Source organism: Stenotrophomonas sp. C-A (assembly GCF_054030835.1).
The window spans coordinates 2,587,266-2,610,427 of the sequence record NZ_CM132916.1 but is presented as its reverse complement, the minus strand read 5'-3'; the positions used below and the strand labels follow the sequence as shown (position 1 = coordinate 2,610,427).

Sequence of the window (23,162 nt, the reverse complement as noted above, 5' to 3'; positions counted from 1 at the left end):
CCGTAGTTCCCTCAACCCAAGGAGCAATACCATGAAAATGATCAACCGTTCCCTGTTGGCCGTCGCCGCTGCGCTGGCCCTGGCCGGCACCGCGCAGGCGGCCGACATCGTCGGCGCTGCCAGCCCGGCGACCGATGCGCAGCTGTACGTCAAGGTGGGTGCGTCGGAAGTCAACGGCGGCCCGCACTCGGCCGGCAAGGCCGGTATCGGCGTCGGCACCGTGTCCAATGCCAAGCCGGTCGATTTCCAGGGCCTTGCGGCCTACTCGGCCCCGACCACCGTCAATGGTGTCACCGTACGCACTCTGGCTATGCCGATCACCGGTACCCCGGGCAGCCATTCCGGCATGGGCCACTTCAACTTCGTCAAGGTCGGCAGCGGCGATGTGTGGTTCGGCGAGTGGTCCAAGGATGGCGCCGCTGGTGGCTTCAACAACCGCCAGGTCTACTTCGTCGGTGACCGTGCCGGCACCACGCTGCCGGCCGGTGTGGCCACCTACAGCGTCGCGGGCCTGAACAAGTTCAATGGCAGCAACCTGCTGTCGGGCACCTTCCGCGCCAACTTCGGCAATGGCACCCTGCTCGGTGGCCTGAGCGGTGGCGGCCTGTCGATCAACGTCAACGCCAACATCAACAGCGCCAACGCCTCGTTCGCCGGCACCGCCACCGCGAACGGCTCGGTCAGCGGCACCACCCAGGGCCAGTTCTTCGGCGCCAACGCGGCCACCCTGGCCGGTATCGCCACCTTCACCGGCAACAGCCAGTACGACACCGCCTTCGGCGGCAGCAAGAACTGATCGCCACGCCCCTGACGGGGCAGGGCAGGGACAAGCCGCGATCCGCCAGTCCCTGCTTCGGCCCGTTGCATGCACCACCACGGATCGACCATGCGCCATTCCATCTTCCTTGTCGTACTGCTGTTGGCTGCCACCGACGTGCGCGCCCAGCAGGACGATCTTCGTCGTGTGCTTGAACAGGGCACCGAACTGCGCCACCAGCAGCAGGACCAGCAGCGCCTGCAGCAGGCGGAGTCGGAGCGGCCGACCATCACCATCGACGGCCAGACGCTGCGCGTGGAGCGCACCGTCGATGATCTTGGCCAGGCCCTCTACCTGTCACTGCAGCATCAGCAATGGCAGGCTGCCGCTGCGTTCCTCGAGGAGTACATCGAACTGCCGGGGCATGATCCCCTGCTGCGCCACTATGCGCAGGGGGCGCTGGCGCGGGTGGCAGGCGACCATCGTCGCGCGGCGAAGGAGTACGAAGCGCTGCTGGCGGCGCAGCCGGATTTCCTGCCGGCCCGCCTCGAGCTGGCACGTGTCTATGCGGAAGATCAGCGCGATCGCGATGCGGCCGCGCTGTTCACGGCCATCGCTGCAGGCATCAATGCCGATGATCCGGCCACGGCCGGCGTCCGCGCGCGCGTGGAGGGCTACCTGAGTGCCCTGCAGGCGCGCCAGCGCTGGAAAGGCGCGCTGTCCGCCGGCCCGGCGTGGAGTGACAACATCAACCGCAGCTCGGCCAGTCGCACCTGCCTGTTCGGCGTGGGCGACACCTGCATCATCGAACGGAAACTGCCCGACGCCCAACGCGCGGTGGGCATCGACTACGACGCCAGCCTGGAACGGCGCTGGGTGCTCGGCGGGCATCATGGGCTGTACGTGCGCGGTCTCGCCTTCGGTCAGGGATGGCGCGGGCACAGTGCCTACAACGAGCTCAATGCCAACGTGCAGGCGGGTTACAGCTGGCGTAGTGCACGGCAGACCGTGCTGCTCGCCTCCAGCTATGACTACCAGGGCCTGGGCAATCATGCGCTGCAGGGCGGCAGCGGCGTGCACGGGGAATGGCAGTACGCCCTGGATGCACGCAGCCTGCTCAAGCTGGAGGCCGACTGGAAGCGCCAGCGCTATCGCCAGCAGGGCCTGGCCAGCAACTACGACGGCGAGCTGGCATCGGTGTATGCCACCTGGTTTCGCGCGCTCAATCCGCGCTGGACGGTCTTCGCCGGGCTGGATGTGACCGACAGCAGCGCCGCCGACCCGGCCAACGGCTACCGCCAGCGCGGCCTGCGGCTGGGCGCGGCACGGCAGTGGAGCGGCACCACGGCCACCGTATTCGTGTCGCTGCGCCAGCGCGACTACGACACCTGGAGTCCGTTGCTGGAGGCGCGCAGGCAGGACGACGAACAGAACCTGATCGCCGTCGTGCGCAGCGAGCGCTTGGCCGTGGTCGGGCTGGTACCCAGCCTGAGCCTTCGCTACGCGCGCATCGACAGCAACGTCGGCTGGCTTTACAGCCACGACCGCAGCCTGCTCAGCCTGAAGTGGGAACGGGCCTTCTGAACGCGCCGTTGCAACGCGGTGGTGAACGTGCCGTGGCCGCGATCTTCATCCATCATCACGCGCTCTTGTAGCCCGGTTCGCGCATCCTGCGGGCGTTGCGGCGGAGGTGGGCCGCGTGTATCGAGGAGCGCCTGTCGTGCTGGAAGCGGGCAACAAACCAGAGGGCCTGAAAGGGCTGCGTGTACTGGTGGCGGAGGATGAATTCGCCATCGCGATGTTCCTGGTCGACTATCTGGAGCTGAAAGGCGCACAGGTGGTGGGGCCTGCCGGTGACCTGCAGGCGTTGGGGCAGCTGGTCGATACCCATCCCATCGATGTGGCGTTGCTGGACATCAACCTGGGCGGTGAGCAGGTCTATCCGCTGGCCGATCGGCTGGCCGAGGCGGGTACACCCTTCCTGCTGACCTCCGGTTATGACGACAACCTGCCCAGCCGCTTCGCCAGCGCGCCGCGCTGTACCAAGCCTTATCACATCGAAACCCTGGTGCAGCAGCTGGCCGGGCTGGTGGCGGCGCCGCAGGTCTCTGCGGGCATCGCCTGATTGCGCGGCATGTCGCGCCGTCCTGAAGGCATCCACGCCGCCAAGCTGCGTGGCGGGATGCCACCTGCACCGCGCCTGCATGCGCGCCACGATGGCATGGCGGCGCGCATTGCCCGCCATGACTGGTCATCCACGCCACTGGGTGCCTGCGAGCAGTGGCCGCCCCACCTGCGCGCCACCGTCGACCTGATGCTGGCCCATGGCTTCCCGATGATCGTGCTGTGGGGCGAGCAGCTGGTGCAGCTCTACAACGATGGCTATGCCGAGATCCTGGCCGACAAGCATCCCGGCGGGCTCGGCCAGCCGACCCGCGAGTGCTGGCCCGAGGTCTGGCACATCAACGGCCCGCTCTATACCCGTGTCTGGCAGGGCGAGACGCTCACCTTCGAAGACAAGCTGTACCCGCTGGTCCGGCGTGGCCGTCTGGAAGACGTCTGGTTCACCATCACCTACAGCCCGATCCGTGGCGAGGAAGGGCGCATCAACGGCGTGCTGGTGACGATGTTCGAGACCACCGCCGCGCATCTGGCGCTGGCCGCGCGCGAGCGCGAGGAACTGCGGCGGCGCGAGAGCGAGCGACGCCTGGAGCTGGCCTTCAGGATGCTGCCGGTCGGCCTGTGCATCGTCGATCTGCAGGGTCGCATGCTGCTGTCCAACGACCAGATGCGTGCCTACCTGCCCAGCGGCAAGGTGCCTTCCACCGATGAGGCCAACCTGCATCGCTGGCGTGGTTGGCATGCCGACGGTAGCGCCATCGGGCCGGAGGATTTCGCCATTGCCCGTGCGATGCGCGGTGAGACCGTTGTGCCGGGGCTGGAGTTCCAGTACCTGCACGACGATGGCCGCGCGCGCTGGACCCGGGTCGCGGCCGCGCCCCTGCGCGATGGCGACGGCGAGGTCAGCGGGGTATTTGCCATCGCCGTGGACATCGACGATCTCAAGCGTGCCACCGAGCGCCAGTCGGTGTTGCTGGCTGAACTGCAGCACCGGGTGCGCAACATCATGTCGACCATCCATGCCATTGCCTGGCGGACCCGCGAGTCGGTCAGCAGTGTGGATGAATACGCCGAACGGTTGTGCGGGCGACTGATGTCGCTGGCACGCACGCAGAGCCTGCTGACCCGTGGCGCCAATGCCGGGGTCTGCCTGCGTGGCATGATCGATGAGGAGATCGCGGCGCAGACGCCGGCGGCGGCCGCCTACCGCCTGCAGGGCGAGGACGTGCTGCTGCCGCCGAAGGCGGCCGAAGTGCTGTCCTTGGCGATCCACGAATTGGCGACCAACGCCCTGCGGCATGGTGCACTGACCCATGAGGATGGCCGGATCGAGGTGACCTGGCACCTGCAGGTGCAGGGTGGGCAGCCGTGGCTGGGGCTGCACTGGTGTGAACGCCATGCCGCCGTGGAAGACTGGGAGCTGCCCCGGCAGCGTGGCCTTGGCCGGGCGCTGATCGAGCAGCGCGTGCCGTACGAGCTGGCCGGCAGCGGCGAGCTGCGCTTTGGCCCACAAGGCCTGGATGCCTGGATCCGCTTCCCGCTGCGCGAGCGTGACAGTCTGCTGCAGACCGATGCGCCGGGCGCAGCGGCGGACGGTTCCGGCAGGTAAAGGTCCATTTATCCCCAATTGGGCCAAATTGGGTATAGTGGCCATTATCCACCCTACCCGGAGCCGTGCCATGACCCTGCCGCTGGATCTGCCTGGCCTCGAGAAGGCCCCAGCCTCGTCGGTGAAGACCCGGGGCTGGCCGAGCCTGATGCGTACCGTGCGCGAGAAGCAGGCGCTGGTCATCACCAACCACAACCACCCCGAAGCGGTGATCGTGGACATCCGCACTTACCAGGAGCTGCTGGCCAAGGCCGCCGGCAGCGATGCCGGTGAGCGCAGTGAAGAACTGCTGCGCCTGCGCGGCGAATTCGACCAGACTCTGGCTGGCCTGCAGCGCGGTGAGGGGCTGGGCAAGGTGCTGGGCCAGCCGATCCGCCGCGGCCGCAAGGTCACCCTCGGCCGTCCGCTCTGACCGATGGGGCGGATCCTGGTGCTGGCCGGCGTCAACGGCGCCGGCAAGAGTTCGCTGCTGGGAACCTGGCTGGAAGCCGAAGGGCTGGGCTGGTTCAACCCCGATTCGTTCACCCGCCGCCTGGTAGAGGCGGGCTGGCCGCTGCCCGACGCCAATGCCGAGGCTTGGCAGGAAGGCACCCGCCGCCTGCGCCAGGCCATGGCCGATGGCACGGACTTCGCCTTCGAGACCACGCTGGGCGGCAACACCATTCCGCGCCTGCTGCGCGAGGCCTGCGAGCACCATCACGTCGCGATCTGGTTCTGTGGCCTGGCCACGGTGGACCTGCACATTGCCCGTGTTGCAGCGCGGGTGGCCGCCGGCGGCCATGACATTCCGGTGGAGAAGATCCACGCCCGCTTCGATTCGGCACGCGAGAACCTGCTGGAACTGCTGCCACACCTGGCCGAGCTGCATGTCTACGACAACAGCGCTCCCGCCGACGCCGACGGCTGCGTCGAGCCGCTGCCGGTGCTGGCGATGGCGCACGGCCAGCTGCAGTACCCGGTCTCGGTGGCCGAGCTGCTGCACACGCCGGACTGGGCCAAACCCATCGTGATGCGTGCGATGGAGTTGAACGCTGCGCGCGATTGAGGGCGCGTACGTTGTAGAGCCGAGCCCACGCTCGGCTGATCCCTCGAAAGGCAGCCGCGCGCGGGCTTGGCCGTACAACAACGCCGGCTTCGCTGAGCCTCAGGCCGGCTTTACCTGCTCAGGCTCCGCAGTCTCCGGCAGTGGCGGCAGGCTCGGGTCCACCGTCACCGGCACATCGCTCTTCAGCAGTGCGGCGGCTTCCTTGTCGCTGCCGACCGCCGGCGGTGAACCGCGCAGCGGCAGGCCAGCGGTCTCCTTCACGAACAGCATGGTGACCAGGCCGATCACTGCCGCGCCCATCAGGTAGTAGGCCGGCACCAGCGGATCGCCGGTACGTTCCACCAGCCATGCGGTCACCAGTGGCGTGGTGCCACCGAACAGCGACACCGACACATTGAAGGCGATCGACAGTGCGCTGTAGCGCACCGGGGTATAGAACAGCGCCGGCAGCGTGGACGGCATCGAGCTGGTGAAGCACACCAGTGCCAGGCCCAGCAGCATCAGGCCGAGGAAGATCAGCCAGTCGTTGCCGCTGCCGATCAGCAGCAGGCAGGGTACGGCCAGCACCAGCAGCGCGATGCAGGCACCGATGATCATCGGGCGGCGGCCCAGCCTGTCACTGAACAACCCGCCGACGATGTTCAGCGGCATCATCACCAGCATCACGATGATGATCAGCAGCAGGCCCTTGCTCTCGGCGTAGTTCATGGTGACGCTGAGGTAGCTGGGCATGTAGGTCAGCAGCATGTAGTCGGTCACGTTGAACACCAGCACCAGGCCCATGCAGACCAGCAGTTGGCGGCCATGTACCTGGAACAGCGCGCCAAGCCCGGGCCGGTCGTGCTCGCGCTTCTCGGCTTCCTCGGCGAAGGCGCGGAAGGCCGGCGTTTCCTCCAGTTTCATGCGCATGTACAGGCCGAGCAGGCCCAGCGGGCCGGCCACCAGGAATGGAATGCGCCAGCCCCAATCCAGCATCTGTTCGCTGCTCAACAGCATGTGCAGCGCGGTCACGGTTCCGGCGCCGGCGATGTAGCCGCCCAGCGTACCGAACTCCAGCCAGCTGCCCATCAGGCCGCGGTTGCGGTCGGTGGAATACTCGGCGATGAAGGTGGCCGCACCGCCGTACTCGCCGCCGGTGGAGAACCCCTGCACCACACGTGCCAGCAGCAACAGCACCGGTGCCCAGATGCCGATGCGCTCGTAGGCGGGAATCAAGCCGATCGAGAACGTGCCCAGCGCCATCAGGATCATGGTGAACGCCAGCACTTTCTGGCGCCCATAACGGTCGCCGAGCGGGCCGAACACCAGGCCGCCGAGTGGACGCACCAGGAATGCCACGGTGAAGGTAGCGAAGGCAGCGATCACCTGTGCCGTGGGGTTGCTGGACGGGAAGAACACCTGGCCGATGGTGACGGCCAGATAGCCGTAGACACCGAAGTCGAACCACTCCATGGCATTGCCGAGTGCGGCGGCGCCCACGGCGCGCTTGAGCATGGGCTTGTCGACGACGGTGATCTCATCGACCTTCAGATGGCGGCGGCGTTTGAACCAGCCGAAGTGGGCATGGGAATCGGGCGTGTCCTGCATAGGGGCTCCCTTGTAGGTATGGAATAGGGGAATGTGTGCAGGCGGAATGCCACGCGCACGGCGAAGCACCGCCGCAGAGGCAGAGACGCGACAACGGGATCACAGCGGCCGCGCAGTCAGCGGTCGGACATCACATCAGCGTAGGGGTGCAAGCAGAGGGCCTGCGGGCGTCATCCGCCGGGATCCAGCGCGAGGCGATGGAAATGCAGGGCGGGAGCATTCGTGGCAAGCGAAGCGCCGGTCGGCAGTGCTTCCCACGTAACAGGTGCGCCCGTCACGTAGTGGGTCGTGTCGATCATCCGTTCATCATAACGGCATCGGCGTGAGCATGCAGCGAAGCAGGCTGATCTGCACGCTGTGTTCCACCTCGCCTGTTCAGAAGGCTCAGGCCGACTTCGCCACCAAGCCGAACACCGTGCAGGCCATCGCCAGGGCGCCCGGCAGTGCCAGTTTTCGCGTGACCAGTGCGGCGCCGATCATGGTGAGCACCGAGAGCATGATGGCCAGGGCGAAGAACGGTTGGCCCTGCAGGAACTGGTGGATGCAACCGGCACAGCCGGCAATGGCCAGGCTGGTGGCAAAGCAGACGTGGAACAGTGAGCCAGCGTACACAGAGGTTCCTCGCGATGATGGAGGCCATAGCGGCAGGCAGCCGGACAAATTTAGCGCTGATTGCAGATTGCGATGACGGGATCACATCCTGTACGCGCTCTGGTGACATCGGCGTGCATAAGGTGGGGCGCACACCCACTTTTCGGATTGATGGAGGATGCAATGGCGCGGACGATTCCCGAAGGAACCCTGATCGTGGTTGCCGACGGTGGTTCGGCACGGGTGTTCACCAACGTGGGCAGCAACCACCAGTTGACCTTGAAGCAGGAAGGCGAACTGCGCCTGCAGGACATCAGCGAGCAGGGCGTATCCGGGCAGGGGCCTGCGGGTGCAGTGCCGAAGGACATGTCGGTCTCGCAGCTCAACGAGGCGACGTTCGCCAAGCAGGTGGCCGAACAGCTCAACGAAGATGCCTTGAAGAACCGCTATGCGCACCTGGTGTTGATCGCCGACCCGACCACGCTGGGTCGCATTCGTCCGCTGCTGCATAAAGAGGTCCAGGCGCGATTGCTAGGGGATATTGCCAAGGATCTGACCAACGCGCCGTTGGAAGACATCCAGAAGGCACTGGCGGCGTAGCGCTCATGCCGTTCATGCGTGATCACCTTGCGAACGAGCCCACCTCTGTGGAGGTGGCGGCGCAGGCTGGCTGGCAGGTGCTGGAGTTCGGTGCGCCCTGGTGCGGTCATTGCCAGGCGGCGCAGCCTGCGTTGCAGGCCTTTGTCGAAGCGAACGATCTGCCGCATTGGAAGATCGAGGATGGCAAGGGAAGGCCGTTGGGGCGAGCGTTCAAGGTAAAGCTGTGGCCGACGGTGGTGCTGCTGCGCGATGGAGAAGAGATCGCGCGGGTGGTAAGGCCGCTGGACAGCGCGGATCTCATGTCGTTGCAGAGCGCGCTTCCCGGTTGAAGATTGAACCGGGCGTGGGAAGCCGGGCAGTCGCACTGCAGCATGCGGCGTGGCAGGCCCGGTGCTAGGATCCGGCTATCACCTGAATCGATCCAAATGCCGATGCCCACGCTGGACCGTCGTCTCCTGATCGCTGTCGCCGCCACGGCGATGTTCGCTTCCGGCCTGGTTTCGGCCGCGCCTGCCAGAACCGCCGCCGACAAGGCCTATGCCTCGGTCGACCCGTTCATTGGTACGGGTGGTGAAGGCCACACTTACCCGGGTGCCACGGTGCCGTTCGGCATGGTCCAGCTCAGCCCGGACACACGCATCCAGCCACGCGAAAAGGCCTATGGCTGGGCAGCCGGCTATCGCTACGACGACCGCAGCATCGTCGGCTTCTCGCACACGCATTTTTCCGGCACTGGCCATTCGGACCTCGGCGACATCCTGCTGATGCCGTTCACCGGCAATCCCGGCCTGGAGCGCGGTGATCCGGAAAAGCCGCGTAGCGGTTTCGCGTCGCGCTTCCGCCACGATGACGAGAAGGCTGAGCCGGGCTACTACGCCGTCACCTTGGACGATTACAAGGTGCGCGCCGAGCTGACTACCAGTGCGCGCGTGGGCGTGCATCGCTACGCGTTCCCCAAGGGCACCGACGCCAAGGTGCTGCTGGACATGCGTACCAGCATGTACGACTACCCAGGCAAGGTACTGTGGTCGCGGGTGCGGGTGCGCGCCGATGGCACCGTGACCGGTTTCCGAGAGACACGCGGCTGGGCGCCGGGTCGCCAGCTGTACTTCGCGATGCGTTTCTCGCGTCCGCTGGCCGGGCATGAGCTGCACAACACCGAGCGGGACATCGTCTACAAGGGCTTCCCGCCGCCGGGCGAGAAGGATCCAGCGCAGCGCGCACAGATCGAGGGCCGCCAGCTGGTCGGTACCTTCGCATTCGGCAAGCTGGATGCACCGCTGGTGGTCAAGGTGGCGATCTCGCCCGTCAGCGAAGCCGGCGCCATTGCCAACCTCGACGCGGAAGTGGCCGACTTCGATTTCGATCGCGTGCGTGCGCAGGCGAAACAGGAATGGACGCAGGCGCTGTCGGTGCTTGATATCGACGCCCCGGAACACGCCCGCCGCAGTGCCTATACCGCGCTGTACCACACGATGCTGGGGCCGACGCTGTTCATGGATGCCGATGGCCAGTACCGCGGCTCGGACAATGCCGTGCATCAGGCCACGGATTACACCAACTATTCCACCTTCTCGCTGTGGGACACCTACCGCGCCCTGCATCCGCTGCTGACCCTGGTGCAGCCGGAAAAGCGCAACAGCGACTTCATCAATTCGATGCTGGCCCACCATGAGCACAGCCCCTACGGCATGCTGCCGGTGTGGTCGTTCCATGGCCTGGAAGACTGGTGCATGATCGGCTACCACGCGGTGCCGGTGATCGCCGATGCCTACGTGAAGGGCATCCGTGGCTTCGATGCCGACAAGGCGCTGAAGGCAATGGTCGAGACCGCGAATTACGGCCCGTATGACGGCATCGCGCAGTACCGCGAGCTGGGTTACGTGCCCATCGACGAGGAAGGCGAGGCCGCCAGCAAGACGCTGGAATACGCCTTCGATGACTGGACCATCGCGCGCATGGCGCAGGCGATGGGCAAGACCGATATCGCGACGACCTTCGACAAGCGTGCCGGCAACTGGCGCAACGCCTTCGACAAGGACACCGGCTTCATGCGCGCACGAAAGCGCGATGGCAGCTTCCGCACCCCGTTCGACCCCAGCGCCAGCGGCTATGGCACCGACTACACCGAGGGCAACGCCTGGCAGTATTCGTGGTACGTGCCGCAGGACGTCGCCGGCCTGGCGGCAGCGCACGGTGGCAGCGACAAGCTGCTCGCGCGCCTGGACGAAGTGTTCAACGCCAAGGTGGATCCGTCCATCTTCGAGCACATGGAAGACATCACCGGCCTGATCGGCTGGTATGCGCATGGCAACGAACCCAGTCACCATGTGGCCTACCTGTACTCGTACGCCGGCCAGCCGTGGCGCACCCAGGCGCGCCTGAAGCAGATCATGGACACCCAGTACGCTGATCGTCCGGATGGCCTGGCCGGCAACGATGACGTCGGCCAGATGTCGGCGTGGTACGTGTTCACCGCGTTGGGCTTCTATCCGGTGGCGCCGGGCTCGGGCGAGTACATCCTCGGCCGCCCGTTCCTGCCGAAGACCGCGATGCGCCTGCCGAACGGCAAGACGTTCACCATCGTGGCCGATGGGTTGGATGACAAGCACACCTATGTGGGCAACGTGAGTCTCAACGGCAAGCCGCTGCAGCGCACCTTCCTGCGCCATGACGAGATCCTGGCAGGTGGCGAGCTGCGTTTCACCATGCAGGCCGAGCCGAACAAGGATTGGCCGGGGCAGGGCGCGCAGGCGCCGTACTCGATGAGCCGGTGATGCGATCCTGGTAGGTGCCAACCTTGGTTGGCACGCTTCACGGGTGACCTGATACCTGTAGAGCCGAGCCCATGCTCTGCTGCTTTTGGCACGGTGCCTGAGCCGAGCATGGGCTCGGCTCTACAAGGGCAATTCGACAAAGGTCAACGGAACCGCACCCCCACCCGCGCGCCACCGAGCGGCGCCGTTTCGATCTTCAACATCGCACCGTGCCGCTGCGCGATCTCGGCCACGATTGCCAGTCCCAGGCCGCAGCCATCGCCCTCGCTGCTCGCCCGGTAGAAGCGTTCCGTGACGCGCGCGCGTTCGGCTTCGGCGATGCCTGCGCCATCATCGTCCACCCATACGTGGACGCCGCCGGCCTCCTGCCGAACGCCGAGGGTGATCACACCGCGTGAGGCGCCATAGCGCAACGCGTTGTCCAGCAGGTTGCCCAATGCCTCGCGCAACAGCTGCGGATCGCCCTGTATCGACACGCCGTCGTCGGGCCCGTCGTAACCCAGGTCCACGCCCGCAACCAACGCACGGTCGGCGTAGCGTTCGACCACGCCACGCGCCAGCGCGGCCAGATCCAACGGCTGCAGCGGCAGTGCACTGCCATGTGGATCTTCCGATCGGCTGAGCATCAGCAGCTGGTTGACCAGGTGCTGCAGCCGCGCCAGCCCGGCCAGCGTGCCGGACAGCGCCAGTTGCTGGGCCTGCGGATCGTGCTGGCGCAATGAACTTTCCAGCTCCACCTGCATCGCTGCCAGCGGCGTGCGCAGCTGGTGCGCGGCATTGCTGACGAAGCGCCGCTGTGCATCCTGCATCGCGTCCAGGCGCTGCAGCAGCGCGTTGTAGGCCTCCACCGCCGGCCACAGTTCGCGCGGGGCTTCCTGTGCCGGATCCAGCGGCGCCAGCGGATCCGGCCGCGGGCTGGCCAGCTTCCGCGCGACCAGGTTGGCATGGCGTGCGGCAGCGCCTGTACCGGACCAGGCCAGCCATGCCGCCAGTGCCAGGATCGCAGCCTGGAACGGAACGCTGGTCAGCAGTAGCTTGCGCTCCAGCCGGTGGCGCTTGCGCAGTGTCTCGGCCACGCGCAGCCGGATGTCATGGCCCGGTCCGGCGCTGACCACCACTTCGACCATGCGCACGGCCTGCCCACGCAGCCGCGCATCATAGTAGACCGGGTCGTCGCTGCCGGCGGACATCGACGGGCGTGGCAGTGCCTCGGGCAGGTCGCCATACAGGCGCCCACCCCCGGCGTCGACCACCTCGCCATGCACTTCGTCGGCGGTGTCCCAAGTGAACATGCGTGACACCGCCGGGGTGATCTCGATGGACGCACGGCCGTCCTGCACCGTCACCAGCTCGGACAACGACATCGCCGAATCCAGCAGCCAGCGGTCGTAGACCTGGCCGGCGTAGAAGCGCGCCAGGGCGAATGAACCCACTGCGCTGCACAACAGCAGTACCAGCAGTGGCAGCCACAGGCGTCTCAGCAGCAGGCCACGCAGGCTGTGCACGCGCTCAGTCACCCACGGCCTCCAACCGGTATCCAAGCCCACGCAGCATGCGGATGCCGACGCCGGCGTGGGTGTGTTCCAGTTTGCGGCGCAGGCGGCTGACATGCACTTCGATCACCGACAGGTTGGCCTCGTGGTCCCAGCTGTACAGCGCGTCGAACAGGCGCTGCTTGGTAACCGTGCGGCCGGGATGCTGCATCAGTGCCTCGACCAGCGACAGCTCGCGCGCGGTCAGCTCGATGCGCTGGCCGTCCACCTGCACTTCATTGCGGATGCTGTCGAAGCACAACCGGCCCAGGCGCTTCTGCGCCGGTGCATCGCTGCGGCGGCGCGACAGCGCACGCAGGCGCGCTTCCAGTTCTCCCAGGGCGAAGGGCTTGGCCAGGTAGTCGTCGCCACCGCGGTCGAGGCCGAGGATGCGGTCCTCCACACCATCGCGTGCGGTCAGGATCAGCACCGGCAGGATGACGCCGTCGTTGCGCAGGCGCGAGAGCAGGTCCAGGCCATCCACGTCGGGCAATGAAAGGTCGAGCACCATCACGTCATACGGCGCGCTGGCCAGTGCTGCCGGTGCGTGCAGCCCCCGCGAAAGGTGGTCGCACAGATGACCGGCACCCTGCAGGGCGCGGATCAGTCCATCAGCCAGGGCGGCGTCGTCTTCGATCAGCAGGATTCGCATTGCAAGCTTCGTGCAAGGTTGGGGCAAGTTTGGCGCAAGTGCATCACCTTACCGTGACGTGCATGAATTTCTCCCCTCGTCTTGCGGCCGTGTTGGCCACTCTTCTGTGCGCGCCCACCGCTTCGGCGCTGTCCCTGCAGGAAGCGCAGCGCGCAATGGAAGCACACAACCCGGACCTGCATGCGGCGGCACTGGAGCTGCGCGGTGTGCAGGGCGATGCGCAGACGGCGGCGTTGCGCCCGTCCACCGAGTTGTCGATCGGCACCAGCAAGATCAGCCCCAAGCATGGCATCGGCCCTGGGCGCTGGCAGGACAAGCGGGTGGACAGCACCGTGGGCCTGGGCTGGACCTGGGAGCGCGGTGGCAAGCGTGCGTTGCGTATCCGCCAGGCCGATGCGCTGCTGGAAGTGGCCGGGCTGGAGATGCTCGATGCGCGGCGCCGCCAGCAGGTGGCGCTGCATGAAACCTATTTCGGCCTGAAGGGCGCACAGGAGCGGGCGCAGATTGCCGATGCCAACCGCCAGAGCTCGGCCGAGCAGATGGCGGCGGCGGACAAGCAGGTTGCCACCGGGGCGATGGCGCCGGTCGACCGCGCGCGGCTGGCGGTGGACGACCTGGCGGTAGCCGACGCGGCGCGCGAGGCGGCACTGGATCTGCGCGACGCGCGGCATGCGTTGGGCCTGCTGCTCGGCCGCGACGACAGCCATGACCTCAGCGCCGATGATCCGTGGCCAGATCCCGCGGACAGGGCCGATGCGCGCACTTTCGATCCTCAGCAGCGTGCCGACCTGCGCGCGGCACGTTCGCGCCTGGCTGCGGCGGACGCCGGTGTGGCATTGGCGCGCAGTGAGCGCCACCGCGACATCCAGTTGGGCGTGGAGGCCGAGCGCGAGCCGACTGACATCAGCGGCGTCACCTGGGGTGTGTCATTGACCATTCCGCTCGGCGGCCCGTCACGTGCACGCGGCGCGATCCAGCGTGCCGAGGCCGACCGTGACAGTGCCGCGCTGGAGCTGCAGGTGCTGCAGCGCGAAGCGCGCGCCGAACTGGACCAGTTGCAGGCCAGCGCGCAGTCCGCCGCGCAGCGTCGCAGCGACTACGAAGGACTGCAGTCCGATGCCGCACGCAAGGCGGTGCAGGGCATTGAACTGGCCTACCGCCGCGGCGCCGCCAGCCTGACCGATCTGCTGGATGCGCGCCGCAGCTGGCGCGAGTTCGAGGCTGCGTTGATTGAAGCGCGTGCCGACCATGCCATTGCTTTGGCGCGCTGGGAAGCGGCCACATCCATTGCTGAAGGAGAGTTCCGATGAAGTCCACCGTCGCCTATCGGCCGCAGGCGCGACACGCCGTGCTGCCGGCCTTGCTGGCGCTGGCTCTGCTGGGTGGCTGCGGCCGCGAGCCGGCGTCCTATACCGAGGACGCGCCGAAGGTCAGTGCCGGCCAGATCCAGTTTCCTGCCGGTAGCCGCCAGCTGGACGTGCTGCGCAGCGAGGCGGTCACCGCCAGCGCCAGCGCCAGCCTGCAGCTGCCGGGCCGGGTGGTCTGGGACGAGACGCGCTCCAGCGCGCTGCGTACGCCGTTGGCGGGGCAGGTGGCGCGCATCGAGGCACAGCCGGGGCAGAAAGTGAAGGTGGGCCAGGTGATCGCCTGGATCACTTCACCCGAATTCGGCCAGGCCCAGGCGGAGGGCGTGCGCGGCCGTGCCGAGCTGCAGCAGGCGCGCAAGGAGCTGGAGCGCACCCGCGAGTTGCATGCGGCAGGTGTGGCGTCGGGCCGCGAACTGGACGAGGCCGAGGCCAATTTCGCCGGCAGCCAGGCCGATCACGCGCGTGCGACCGCCTTCGCCAAGGCGTATGGCAATGGCCCGCACGTCGACCAGCGCCTGCCGCTGCGCGCGCCGATCGATGGCGTGCTGGTGGAGCGGCGGATGAGCCCGGGCATGACAGTCAGCCCCGACAGCGAACAGCCGTTGGCGGTGATTGGCGATCCGGACCGCCTGTGGTTGCTGCTGGATGTACCGGAGAGCCTGGCCGGACGCTTGAAGGCGGGCATGCAGGTGAGCGTTTCCGGGGCCGATGGACAGCCGCTGCAGGCGACCCTGCAGCACGTGGATGACTTCGTCGACAGCGAACGTCGTGTGGTGCAGGCGCGCGCCGAGCTGGACAACCGCGCACGCGGTTTCAAGGCGGGGCAGTACGTGCGCGCCCAGGTGGCGTTGCCGGCCGAGGGAGGTGTCTCGCTGCCCGATGCGGCCGTGTTGTTGATCGACGGCAAGCAGGTGGTGTTCGTGGAGGAGGGCAAGGGCCGCTTCGTGCGTCACGCGGTGCATCCCGAGGAACTGGGCGATGGCCGGCTGTGGGTCCGTGAAGGCCTGGCCGCAGGCGCCAGGGTGGTGGTCGAGGGCGGCCTGCTGCTGCAGCAGCTGGCGGACAGCGCGCCTGCCGCCGCCAGCAGCGGCACGGGGCACGCCGCCCCATGATCGATCGCCTGATTGCCTACTGCCTGCGCCAGCCGCTGATGGTGATGCTGGCACTGCTGCTGTTCATCGGCGCTGGCATTGCCGCGTTCCGCGTGCTGCCGGTGGAAGCCTTCCCGGATGTGTCCGACACCCAGGTGACAGTGGTGTCGCTGCACCCGGGCCGTGCCGCCGAAGAGGTCGAGCGCGAGGTGACGATGCCACTGGAAGTGGCGTTGTCCGGTATCCCGCATTCGGTGCGGGTGTTCTCGCATACGCAGTTCGGCCTGTCGATGATCATCCTGACCTTCGACGACAAGGCCGATGACTACTTCGCGCGCCAGCAGGTGCTGGAACGCCTGCAGGGCGTGGAACTGCCGGAAGGGGTAACGCCGGAACTGGAGGCGATGAGCTCGGCGGTAGGTGAGATCTACCGTTATGTGCTGAAAGGCCCGCACATGACGCCGACCCAGCTGCGCACCGTGCAGGAATGGACAATGGAACGCAGCCTGCGCACCGTGCCGGGCGTGGCCGATGTGATCAGCTTCGGTGGCTTCGCGCGCACCTTCCAGGTCAAGCCGGACCTGGACAAGCTGCGTGACCGTGGCATAAGCCTCGGTGAGTTCGCCGAGGCGCTGGAGAAGGGCAGCTCGAATGCGGGCGGCGGCTACGTGGAGCGTGGGCAGCAGCAGTTCCTGATCCGTGGCGTGGGCCTGATGCGTTCGCCGGCGGACATCGGCAACGTGGTGGTGGCGCAGCGCGGGGGCACGCCTATCCTGGTGCGCGACCTGGCCGGCATCGCCGACACCGGCCTGCCGCGCCAGGGCCTGGTCGGCCAGGACGACAATGACGATGCGGTGTTCGGCATGGTCCTGATGCGCAAGGGCGAGAACCCGTCCGATGTGCTCGACGCCCTGCATGCGCGCATCGCCGAGATCGAGGCCAACCAGTTGCCGGCCGGGGTCAGCATCGAGCCGTTCTACGACCGCTCGTGGCTGGTCACGACCACGTTGAAGACGGTCTTCCGCAACCTGCTGGAAGGCGCAGTGCTGGTGTTCCTGGTGTTGTGGCTGTTCCTGTACAACGCCCGGGCCGCGCTGATCGTGGCGGCGATGATGCCGCTGGCCCTGCTGTCGACCTTCCTCGGCCTGCATCTGTGGGGTGTGCCGGCGAACTTGCTCTCGTTGGGTGCGATGGATTTCGGCATCATCATTGATGGCGCGGTGATCGTCACCGAACACATCGTCTCGCGACTGTCGAAGCTGCCACCTGCGGCCGATCGGAAGACGCGGTTCTCGACCATTCTTTCAGCGGCATCGGAAGTGGGCCGCCCGACGTTCTTCTCGATGCTGATCATCATCGCCGCGCACATCCCGATCTTCACCCTGCAGCGGCAGGAAGGACGCATGTTCGCGCCGATGGCGTACTCGGTGACCTCGGCGTTGATCGGTGCGCTGATCCTGGCGCTGACCGTGGTGCCGCTGTTCTGCTACTGGTGGCTGCGGCGCGACCGCATGCGTGACGGCAATCCGCTGATGGACCGCCTGACCGGCTGGTACCGGCCGATCCTGGAGCGTGCATTGGCCCGCCCGCGTGCGGTGGTACTGACTGCAGTTGCGCTGCTGGTCGGCACGCTGGCATTGGGCACCCGGTTGGGTTCGGAGTTCCTGCCTGAGCTGGACGAAGGCTCGATCTGGCTGACCGCCACGCTCGACCCCAGCACCAGCCTGGCCGAAGCCCAGCAGCAGTCGCGGCGCATCCGTGAGCTGGTCGGCACCTTCCCGCAGGTGTCGACGGTGGTGGCCAAGCTGGGCCGCCCGGAAGACGGCTCCGACGCCAAGGGCGCCAACCAGATCGAGGCATTGGTGGCGTTGAAGCCGGAGAAGGAGTGGCCGAAGGGCGTGGACAAGCGGCAGCTGGTGAGCGATCTGCAGCGCACGCTGGAGCAGCGCATTCCGGGGCCGGAGTTCTCGATCTCGCAGCCGGTGCGCGACAACATCCTGGAGAGCATCTCGCAGATCAAGGGCCAGGTGGTGATCAAGGTCAGCGGCTCGGACCTGGACGTGCTGAATCAGCAGGCGCAGGCGATCCTGGGCCAGGTGCGTGGTGTGGAGGGCGTGGAGAGCGCCTTCATTGACCGTGACGGGTCGTTGCCGCAGCTGCAGATCGAGATCGACCGCGACCGTGCCGCGCGCTATGGCCTCAATGTGCGCGACATCGACGAGGTGATCGAGACCGCACTGGGCGGGCGCCAGGTCGGCGAACTTTGGGAGGGCGACCGCAAGTTCCCGATCACGCTGCGCCTGGACGACGCCGACCGCGACCTGCAACGGTTGCGCACGGTCCCGGTGGGCATCGGCGATGGCCACACCGTGACGCTGTCCGACGTGGCCGACTTCCGCATGGCCAGCGGCGCGATCAACATCTCGCGCGAGAATGCACAGCGGGTGAAGGCAGTGAGCATCTTCATCGCCGGGCGTGACATGGGCAGCGTGGTGGCCGACATGCGTAGACGCGTGGACGCCAGCGTGCAGCTGCCGGAGGGCTACCGGCTGGAGTGGTCCGGCGAGTTCGAGAACCAGCAACGTGCAATGAAGCGGCTGGGCTGGGTGATCCCGCTGTCGGTGCTGATCATCTTCGTGCTGCTGTTCGATGCCTTCAAGGACATCAGCAGCGCCGCGCTGATCCTGGCCAACGTGCCACTGGCGATGATCGGCGGCATCCTCGCCCTGTGGTTGACCGGCATTCCACTGTCGGTGTCGGCGGCGATCGGTTTCATTGCATTGTTCGGGCAAGCGGTGCTGAACGGGGTGGTGATGCTCAGTCGCTTCGCGCAGCTGCGCGAGCAGGGCATGGACCTGCTGCAGTCGGTCGTGCAGGGCTCGCTGCAGCGCTTGCGCACCGTACTGATGACCGCACTGCTGGCGATGTTTGGCCTGCTGCCGATGGCGACCTCGCATGCGATTGGTGCCGAGACCCAGAAGCCGCTGGCGGTGGTGGTGATTGGCGGCCTGCTGTCGGCGATGTTGCTGACCCTGCTGGTGCTGCCTACGCTGTACTACTGGGTACACCGGCGCCGCGAGGCCCGGACGGGCTGACGATAATGTAGAGCCGAGCCCGTGCTCGGCTGCTTCTGGCTTCTGCGCGAAGAGCAGCCGAGCACGGGCTCGGCTCTACAGCAGCGCTACGTCACCACGCCACGCCCTGCCAGGCAATCATCATCGGTACGATCAGCAGGCCCAGGCAGCTGACGCACAGCATCGTCGTGGTGATGTGGCAGAGCCAGAAAACTCGCGGCCTGTCCGCACGCCAGACTTTCCTGCCGTTGGTTGACGCCCCAGATCGTAAAGCCAGCGACGATGCCGCCCAGAAAGAAGCAGACGGTGGCCAGTGCCCACAGCCCCCAGGTCAGCGCCATGGCCAGATTGCGAACGTCGCCAGGCAGCCGGGTCCACAGTACCAGCGTCGCCAGGGCCAACAGACCTCCCATCAGGAGGGTGATCATCCATAGCCAATACCAGATGCCCGGCTTTCCCATGCGCGTGGCTCTCGTCCGTTTGAGCGAGGATAGCCAGAGAAAGGGTCTTCACACCATCCCGCCGTTGGCGCGCAGCACCTGGCCATTGATCCACCCGCCATCGGTGCCTGCCAGGAACGCAACCGCACCGGCGATGTCCTCCGGCGTACCCAGCCGCTCCAGGGGGCTCATCTTCGCCAGCCGCTCGATCAGTTCAGGTGACTTGCCGTCCAGGAACAGGTCGGTGGCGGTCGGGCCGGGGGCCACTGCGTTCACGGTGATGTTGCGCCCGCGCAGCTCCTTGCTGAGGATCGCGCCTATTATCTCCACCGCTGCCTTGCTGGCCGCGTACACGCTGTAGTTCTCCAGCTTGATGCCGACCACGCTGGTGGACAAGGTGATCAGCCGGCCACCGTCGCGCACCCGTCGCGCGCTTTCGCGCAGCACGTTGAAGGCGCCCTTGAGGTTGATGCCGATCACCCGCTCGAACAATGCGTCGTCGGTGTCGGCCAGCGGCGCCAGCTGCAATACGCCGGCGCTGTTGACCACCACGTCGATGCCGCCGAAACGGGCCTCGATGGCGTCGAACAGCTGGTTGACCGCCTGTGAATCGACCACGTCGGCCTGCAACGCGATGGCCTGCGCACCGGCCGCGTTGAGTTCGGCCGCCAAGGCTTCGGCGTCGTCGCGGCGGCCCGCATAGTTGATCGCGACCGCGTGGCCATCTGCGGCGAGCCGGCGGGAGATGGCGGCGCCGATGCCACGGGAGCCGCCGGTGACCAGGGCGACAGAGCGGGCGGGGGAGAGGGTCATGGTGGCTTCCAGCAGGGCACGCCGGAGTGGCGCAGGGCCATCTTCGCCACAACGGTGTTCCGGATAATCGTGCATGATTCGTCAACATCATCCGGATAGCCGAATAATGGATCGCTTCACCGCCATGCGCGCTTTCGTCCGTATCGTCGAGCGTCGCAGCTTCACCCGGGCCTCCGAGGATCTCGGCCTGCCGCGGGCCACAGTGACCGACGCGATCAAGGCGCTGGAACAGCGGCTGGGCGTGCGCCTGCTGCACCGGACCACGCGGGTGGTGGTGCCGACGCTGGAAGGCGAGGCCTTCTATGGCCGTTGCCTGCGCTTGATCGCCGACATGGATGATGCCGAGGCTGCGTTCCGTGACGCGCCGCCACGCGGCCCGTTGCGTATCGAAGTGCATGGCACGCTGGGCCGGCACCTGCTGTTTCCGCACCTGCCGGAATTCCTGCAGCGCTACCCGGAGATCGAACTGGACGTCAGCGAGGGTGACCGCTATGTCGACCTGCTGCGTGAAGGTGTGGATGCGGCGTTGCGGGTGGGGACGCTGGCCGACAGCGATCTGGCGGCGCGACGGTTGACCATGCTGCGCGAGGTCACGGTGGCCTCGCCGGGCTATGTGCAGGCGCACGGCCTGCCCGATACCATCGAATCGCTGCAGGACGGCCACCAGATGGTCGGCTACCGCTCCAGCGCCACCGGCCAGCTGATTCCTCTGGAGTTCCAGCAGGGCGGGCAGGTGCGTTACCTGCCGCTGCCGGCGCGGGTGCGAGTGTCCGGTGCGGACGCGTTCCTTGGTGCCGCGCTGGCGGGGCTCGGTATCATCCAGGCGCCGTGCTACCGGATGGACCCGTACATCGCGCGCGGGCAGTTGGTGGAGCTGTTGCCCGAGACGCCGCCGACGCCGAGTCCACTGAGCCTGGTCTACCCACGCAACCGCACGCCGTCACCGCGCTTGCGGGTGTTCATCGATTGGGTGGCCGGGGTGTTTGAGCAGCCCGGGTTTGCCGTCCAGCGGCCGGCACTACCGGGCTGAGGTGCTCGGCAGCACCAGCTCGAAGATGGTGCCGGTGTCATCTGAGGCAACACTCACGCTGCCGCCGTGCGCCTGTGCAATCGCGCGGGTGATCGCCAGGCCCAGTCCGGCACCTTCATGGCGGCCGCGTTCGCCGCGGTAGAAGCGATCGAACAGGCGCGGCAGCGCCTCGCTGGCGATCGGTGTGCCAAGGTTGTGCACGCTGACCCCGCACACGCCATCGGCCTCGACCAGCCGCACCCGCACTTCGCTGCCCACGGCTGCGTACTTCAACGCGTTGGACAGCAGGTTGGCAATCGCCCGGTGCAGCATCAAGCGGTTGCCTTCCACGCTCGCCACACCTTCGCGGCGCAGGGTCAACTGCCGGTCCTCGGCCAGAAGCTCGTAGAACTCCAGCAGCGAATCCACCACCGCATCCAGCGCCACTGGCTCGCGCGAGGGCAGTGCACCCGGCGCTTCGGCCTGCGCCAGGTACAGCAGGTCACCCACGGTCTGCGCCAGCTGCTGCAGTTCCTCGGCGCAGGACGCCAGCGTCTCGCGATAGGCCTCATTGCTGCGCGGGTGCGCAAGCACCACCTGCACCTGGGTCAGCATGTTGGTGATCGGTGTGCGCAGTTCATGGGCGAGATCACCGGAGAACTCGGTCAGCCGCGCGAAGTCCTGCTGCAGGCGCGCCAGCATGCCGTTGAGCGTCTGCGCCAGCTGTTCCAGTTCGGCCGGTGCACTGCGTGCACTCAGCCGGTGCTGCAGCCGGCCGGCGGTGATCTGCCGGGCCTCATCGGCCAGCGTGCGCAGCGGCCGCAGCGTGCGCCGCACCACGTAGCCGCCGAGCAGGCTGCTGGCCACGGCGGCGCCAATGATGGCGATTGCAAGAAGATGGCGGAAGCGCTGCAGGAAATCGGCATGGCGGTCGTCATCGATGGCCAGCAGGGTGTCCAGCTGGCTGCCGTCGGCCAGGGTCTGGCGCAGGTGCAGAGCATGCATGCAGCGGCCATCGGCGAGGATCCAGTCGTGCCGCCGTGGCGCGGCGTCGATCGGCTGGCTGCGTGCATGCTCGCGCAGCAGTGCCGGTGCGGTGGAAAACAGCACCGCGCCGCTCCCATCAACAATGTGGAAGGCGATATCCGGATGGTGGCCCAGTGCCTCCACCAATCGCTGCCCGCGCGCGGATGCAGGTCCGTTGCCGGCCAGGTCACGGATCAACGCTACCTTGTTCTCCAGTTCGCTGAAGTCCTGGGCCACCAGGTCGTGGCGGGCGCTGACATAGATCGCCACGCCCAATGCGGCCAGCACCAGCGTGGCCACGATGGCGAACAGCAGCGTCAGCCGTAACGCAATGGAGCGGCGCAGGCTCATCCGTTGCTCACAGTGCCGTCGTCCGGTGCCTCGAGCACGTAGCCCATGCCGCGCACGGTGACGATCAGCTTGGCGTCGAAGTCATCGTCGATCTTCGCGCGCAGGCGGCGGATCGCCACGTCGATCACGTTGGTGTCGCTGTCGAAGTTCATGTCCCATACCTGCGAGGCGATCAACGAGCGCGGCAGCACTTCGCCGCGCCGCCGCGCCAGCAGTTCCAGCAGGGTGTATTCCTTCTGGCTGAGGGGGATGCGCTGGCCGCCGCGTTCGACCCGGCGGCGCAGGGTGTCTACCACCAGGTCGGCGATGACGATGCGTTCGGCCTGCGGCAGCGCCTGGCCACGACGCAGCAGGGTGCGCACGCGCGCCAGCAGCTCGGCGAAGGCGAACGGCTTGGCCAGGTAGTCATCCGCGCCCAGCTCCAGGCCCTGCACGCGGTCGGCGATGCTGCTGCGCGCGGTGAGGAACAGCACCGGCACCTGCCATCCGGCCTCGCGCAGCCGCGACAGCACGTTCCAGCCATCCAGGCCGGGCAGCATCACGTCGAGGATGACCAGCTGGTACTCGCCGCTGCCGGCCAGGTGCAGCCCGTCGACGCCGTTGCAGGCGAGATCGACCACGTAGCCGGCCTCGATCAGGCCCTGGCGCAGGTAGTTGCCGGTCTTGGGTTCGTCTTCGACGATCAGCAGTTTCATGGTGTGCCCATCATCGCAGCTTGGG

Annotated in this window: 22 protein-coding genes; 13 read left to right on the top strand and 9 right to left on the bottom strand. The window is 67.0% G+C overall.

All coding sequences use genetic code 11. The annotated features are described in order from the left end of the window. Positions 1-31 precede the first annotated feature (31 nt). The 6 genes from ACW5IY_RS12280 (at position 32) to ACW5IY_RS12255 (ending at position 5,532) form a co-directional block, all read left to right on the top strand. Positions 32-796, top strand: a complete 765-nt coding sequence (locus ACW5IY_RS12280) for a Slam-dependent surface lipoprotein (protein ID WP_049437519.1) — start codon at positions 32-34, stop codon at positions 794-796. Between the two features lie 90 nt (positions 797-886). Next, positions 887-2,341 carry a surface lipoprotein assembly modifier gene (locus ACW5IY_RS12275; protein ID WP_049437517.1) on the top strand — a complete coding sequence of 485 codons (1,455 nt, stop codon included), beginning with the start codon at positions 887-889 and terminating at the stop codon, positions 2,339-2,341. A 136-nt stretch (positions 2,342-2,477) separates the two neighbouring features. After that, the gene (locus ACW5IY_RS12270) at positions 2,478-2,882 is read left to right on the top strand and encodes a response regulator (protein WP_019337750.1); all 405 of its coding nucleotides are present in this window, start codon (positions 2,478-2,480) and stop codon (positions 2,880-2,882) included. Positions 2,883-2,891: 9 nt separating this feature from the next. Beyond that, positions 2,892-4,487 (top strand): sensor histidine kinase, encoded by a 1,596-nt coding sequence (locus ACW5IY_RS12265; protein ID WP_049437515.1) that lies wholly within the window; start codon positions 2,892-2,894, stop codon positions 4,485-4,487. Positions 4,488-4,557: 70 nt separating this feature from the next. Then, positions 4,558-4,899, top strand: coding sequence for a type II toxin-antitoxin system prevent-host-death family antitoxin (locus ACW5IY_RS12260; RefSeq protein WP_010485378.1), 342 nt, complete (start codon positions 4,558-4,560; stop codon positions 4,897-4,899). A 3-nt stretch (positions 4,900-4,902) separates the two neighbouring features. Continuing rightward, a complete protein-coding gene (locus ACW5IY_RS12255) occupies positions 4,903-5,532 on the top strand; it encodes an AAA family ATPase (protein WP_010485380.1) in 630 nt (209 codons plus the stop codon). A gap of 99 nt (positions 5,533-5,631) precedes the next feature. On the opposite strand, the gene proP is transcribed toward ACW5IY_RS12255, so the two are convergent. The 3 genes from proP to ACW5IY_RS12240 form a co-directional block, all read right to left on the bottom strand. Then, entirely contained in the window at positions 5,632-7,119 is a 1,488-nt protein-coding gene (proP, locus tag ACW5IY_RS12250) for a glycine betaine/L-proline transporter ProP (RefSeq protein ID WP_049437513.1), read from the bottom strand. 170 nt (positions 7,120-7,289) lie between these two features. Continuing rightward, on the bottom strand, positions 7,290-7,418 hold the full coding sequence (locus ACW5IY_RS12245) for a hypothetical protein (RefSeq protein WP_256202341.1): 129 nt from the start codon (positions 7,416-7,418) through the stop codon (positions 7,290-7,292). An 85-nt stretch (positions 7,419-7,503) separates the two neighbouring features. Next, a complete protein-coding gene (locus tag ACW5IY_RS12240) occupies positions 7,504-7,731 on the bottom strand; it encodes a hypothetical protein (protein WP_019337747.1) in 228 nt (75 codons plus the stop codon). A gap of 162 nt (positions 7,732-7,893) precedes the next feature. Here ACW5IY_RS12240 and ACW5IY_RS12235 point away from each other — a divergent pair, with 162 nt between their 5' ends. From ACW5IY_RS12235 to ACW5IY_RS12225, 3 genes are all read left to right on the top strand, one after another. Continuing rightward, complete coding sequence (locus tag ACW5IY_RS12235) at positions 7,894-8,310, top strand: baeRF12 domain-containing protein (RefSeq protein ID WP_019337746.1); 417 nt, start codon at positions 7,894-7,896, stop codon at positions 8,308-8,310. Between the two features lie 5 nt (positions 8,311-8,315). After that, the gene (locus tag ACW5IY_RS12230) at positions 8,316-8,639 is read left to right on the top strand and encodes a thioredoxin family protein (protein WP_049437511.1); all 324 of its coding nucleotides are present in this window, start codon (positions 8,316-8,318) and stop codon (positions 8,637-8,639) included. A 96-nt stretch (positions 8,640-8,735) separates the two neighbouring features. Continuing rightward, positions 8,736-11,087 (top strand): GH92 family glycosyl hydrolase, encoded by a 2,352-nt coding sequence (locus ACW5IY_RS12225; protein ID WP_049437509.1) that lies wholly within the window; start codon positions 8,736-8,738, stop codon positions 11,085-11,087. Between the two features lie 143 nt (positions 11,088-11,230). Here ACW5IY_RS12225 and ACW5IY_RS12220 read toward each other — a convergent pair whose 3' ends face one another. Together ACW5IY_RS12220 and ACW5IY_RS12215 are read right to left on the bottom strand one after the other, a co-directional pair. Continuing rightward, the gene (locus tag ACW5IY_RS12220; RefSeq protein WP_049437507.1) at positions 11,231-12,604 is read right to left on the bottom strand and encodes a sensor histidine kinase; all 1,374 of its coding nucleotides are present in this window, start codon (positions 12,602-12,604) and stop codon (positions 11,231-11,233) included. Continuing rightward, positions 12,597-13,271, bottom strand: a complete 675-nt coding sequence (locus ACW5IY_RS12215) for a response regulator transcription factor (protein ID WP_049437505.1) — start codon at positions 13,269-13,271, stop codon at positions 12,597-12,599. Before ACW5IY_RS12215 ends, ACW5IY_RS12220 begins: the two co-directional genes overlap by 8 nt. Before the next feature lie 62 nt (positions 13,272-13,333). Here ACW5IY_RS12215 and ACW5IY_RS12210 point away from each other — a divergent pair, with 62 nt between their 5' ends. The 3 genes from ACW5IY_RS12210 to ACW5IY_RS12200 are packed head-to-tail and all read left to right on the top strand — an operon-like array spanning position 13,334 to position 18,824. Beyond that, entirely contained in the window at positions 13,334-14,581 is a 1,248-nt protein-coding gene (locus ACW5IY_RS12210) for a TolC family protein (protein ID WP_049437503.1), read from the top strand. Continuing rightward, the gene (locus ACW5IY_RS12205) at positions 14,578-15,750 is read left to right on the top strand and encodes an efflux RND transporter periplasmic adaptor subunit (RefSeq protein WP_049437501.1); all 1,173 of its coding nucleotides are present in this window, start codon (positions 14,578-14,580) and stop codon (positions 15,748-15,750) included. The genes ACW5IY_RS12210 and ACW5IY_RS12205 overlap by 4 nt, the downstream gene beginning before the upstream one ends. After that, positions 15,747-18,824 (top strand): efflux RND transporter permease subunit, encoded by a 3,078-nt coding sequence (locus tag ACW5IY_RS12200; protein WP_049437499.1) that lies wholly within the window; start codon positions 15,747-15,749, stop codon positions 18,822-18,824. Before ACW5IY_RS12205 ends, ACW5IY_RS12200 begins: the two co-directional genes overlap by 4 nt. Positions 18,825-18,910: 86 nt before the next feature. Here ACW5IY_RS12200 and ACW5IY_RS12195 read toward each other — a convergent pair whose 3' ends face one another. Further along, positions 18,911-19,231 carry a hypothetical protein gene (locus ACW5IY_RS12195; protein WP_049589805.1) on the bottom strand — a complete coding sequence of 107 codons (321 nt, stop codon included), beginning with the start codon at positions 19,229-19,231 and terminating at the stop codon, positions 18,911-18,913. An 81-nt stretch (positions 19,232-19,312) separates the two neighbouring features. After that, the gene (locus ACW5IY_RS12190) at positions 19,313-20,056 is read right to left on the bottom strand and encodes an SDR family oxidoreductase (protein ID WP_049437785.1); all 744 of its coding nucleotides are present in this window, start codon (positions 20,054-20,056) and stop codon (positions 19,313-19,315) included. A gap of 106 nt (positions 20,057-20,162) precedes the next feature. Between ACW5IY_RS12190 and ACW5IY_RS12185 the strand changes: the two genes are divergently transcribed. Beyond that, positions 20,163-21,086 carry a LysR family transcriptional regulator gene (locus ACW5IY_RS12185; RefSeq protein WP_049437495.1) on the top strand — a complete coding sequence of 308 codons (924 nt, stop codon included), beginning with the start codon at positions 20,163-20,165 and terminating at the stop codon, positions 21,084-21,086. Here ACW5IY_RS12185 and ACW5IY_RS12180 read toward each other — a convergent pair. Further along, a complete protein-coding gene (locus ACW5IY_RS12180) occupies positions 21,075-22,442 on the bottom strand; it encodes a heavy metal sensor histidine kinase (protein ID WP_049437493.1) in 1,368 nt (455 codons plus the stop codon). The genes ACW5IY_RS12185 and ACW5IY_RS12180 overlap by 12 nt on opposite strands. Further along, the gene (locus tag ACW5IY_RS12175; RefSeq protein WP_049409535.1) at positions 22,439-23,137 is read right to left on the bottom strand and encodes a heavy metal response regulator transcription factor; all 699 of its coding nucleotides are present in this window, start codon (positions 23,135-23,137) and stop codon (positions 22,439-22,441) included. Before ACW5IY_RS12175 ends, ACW5IY_RS12180 begins: the two co-directional genes overlap by 4 nt. Positions 23,138-23,162: the final 25 nt, after the last annotated feature.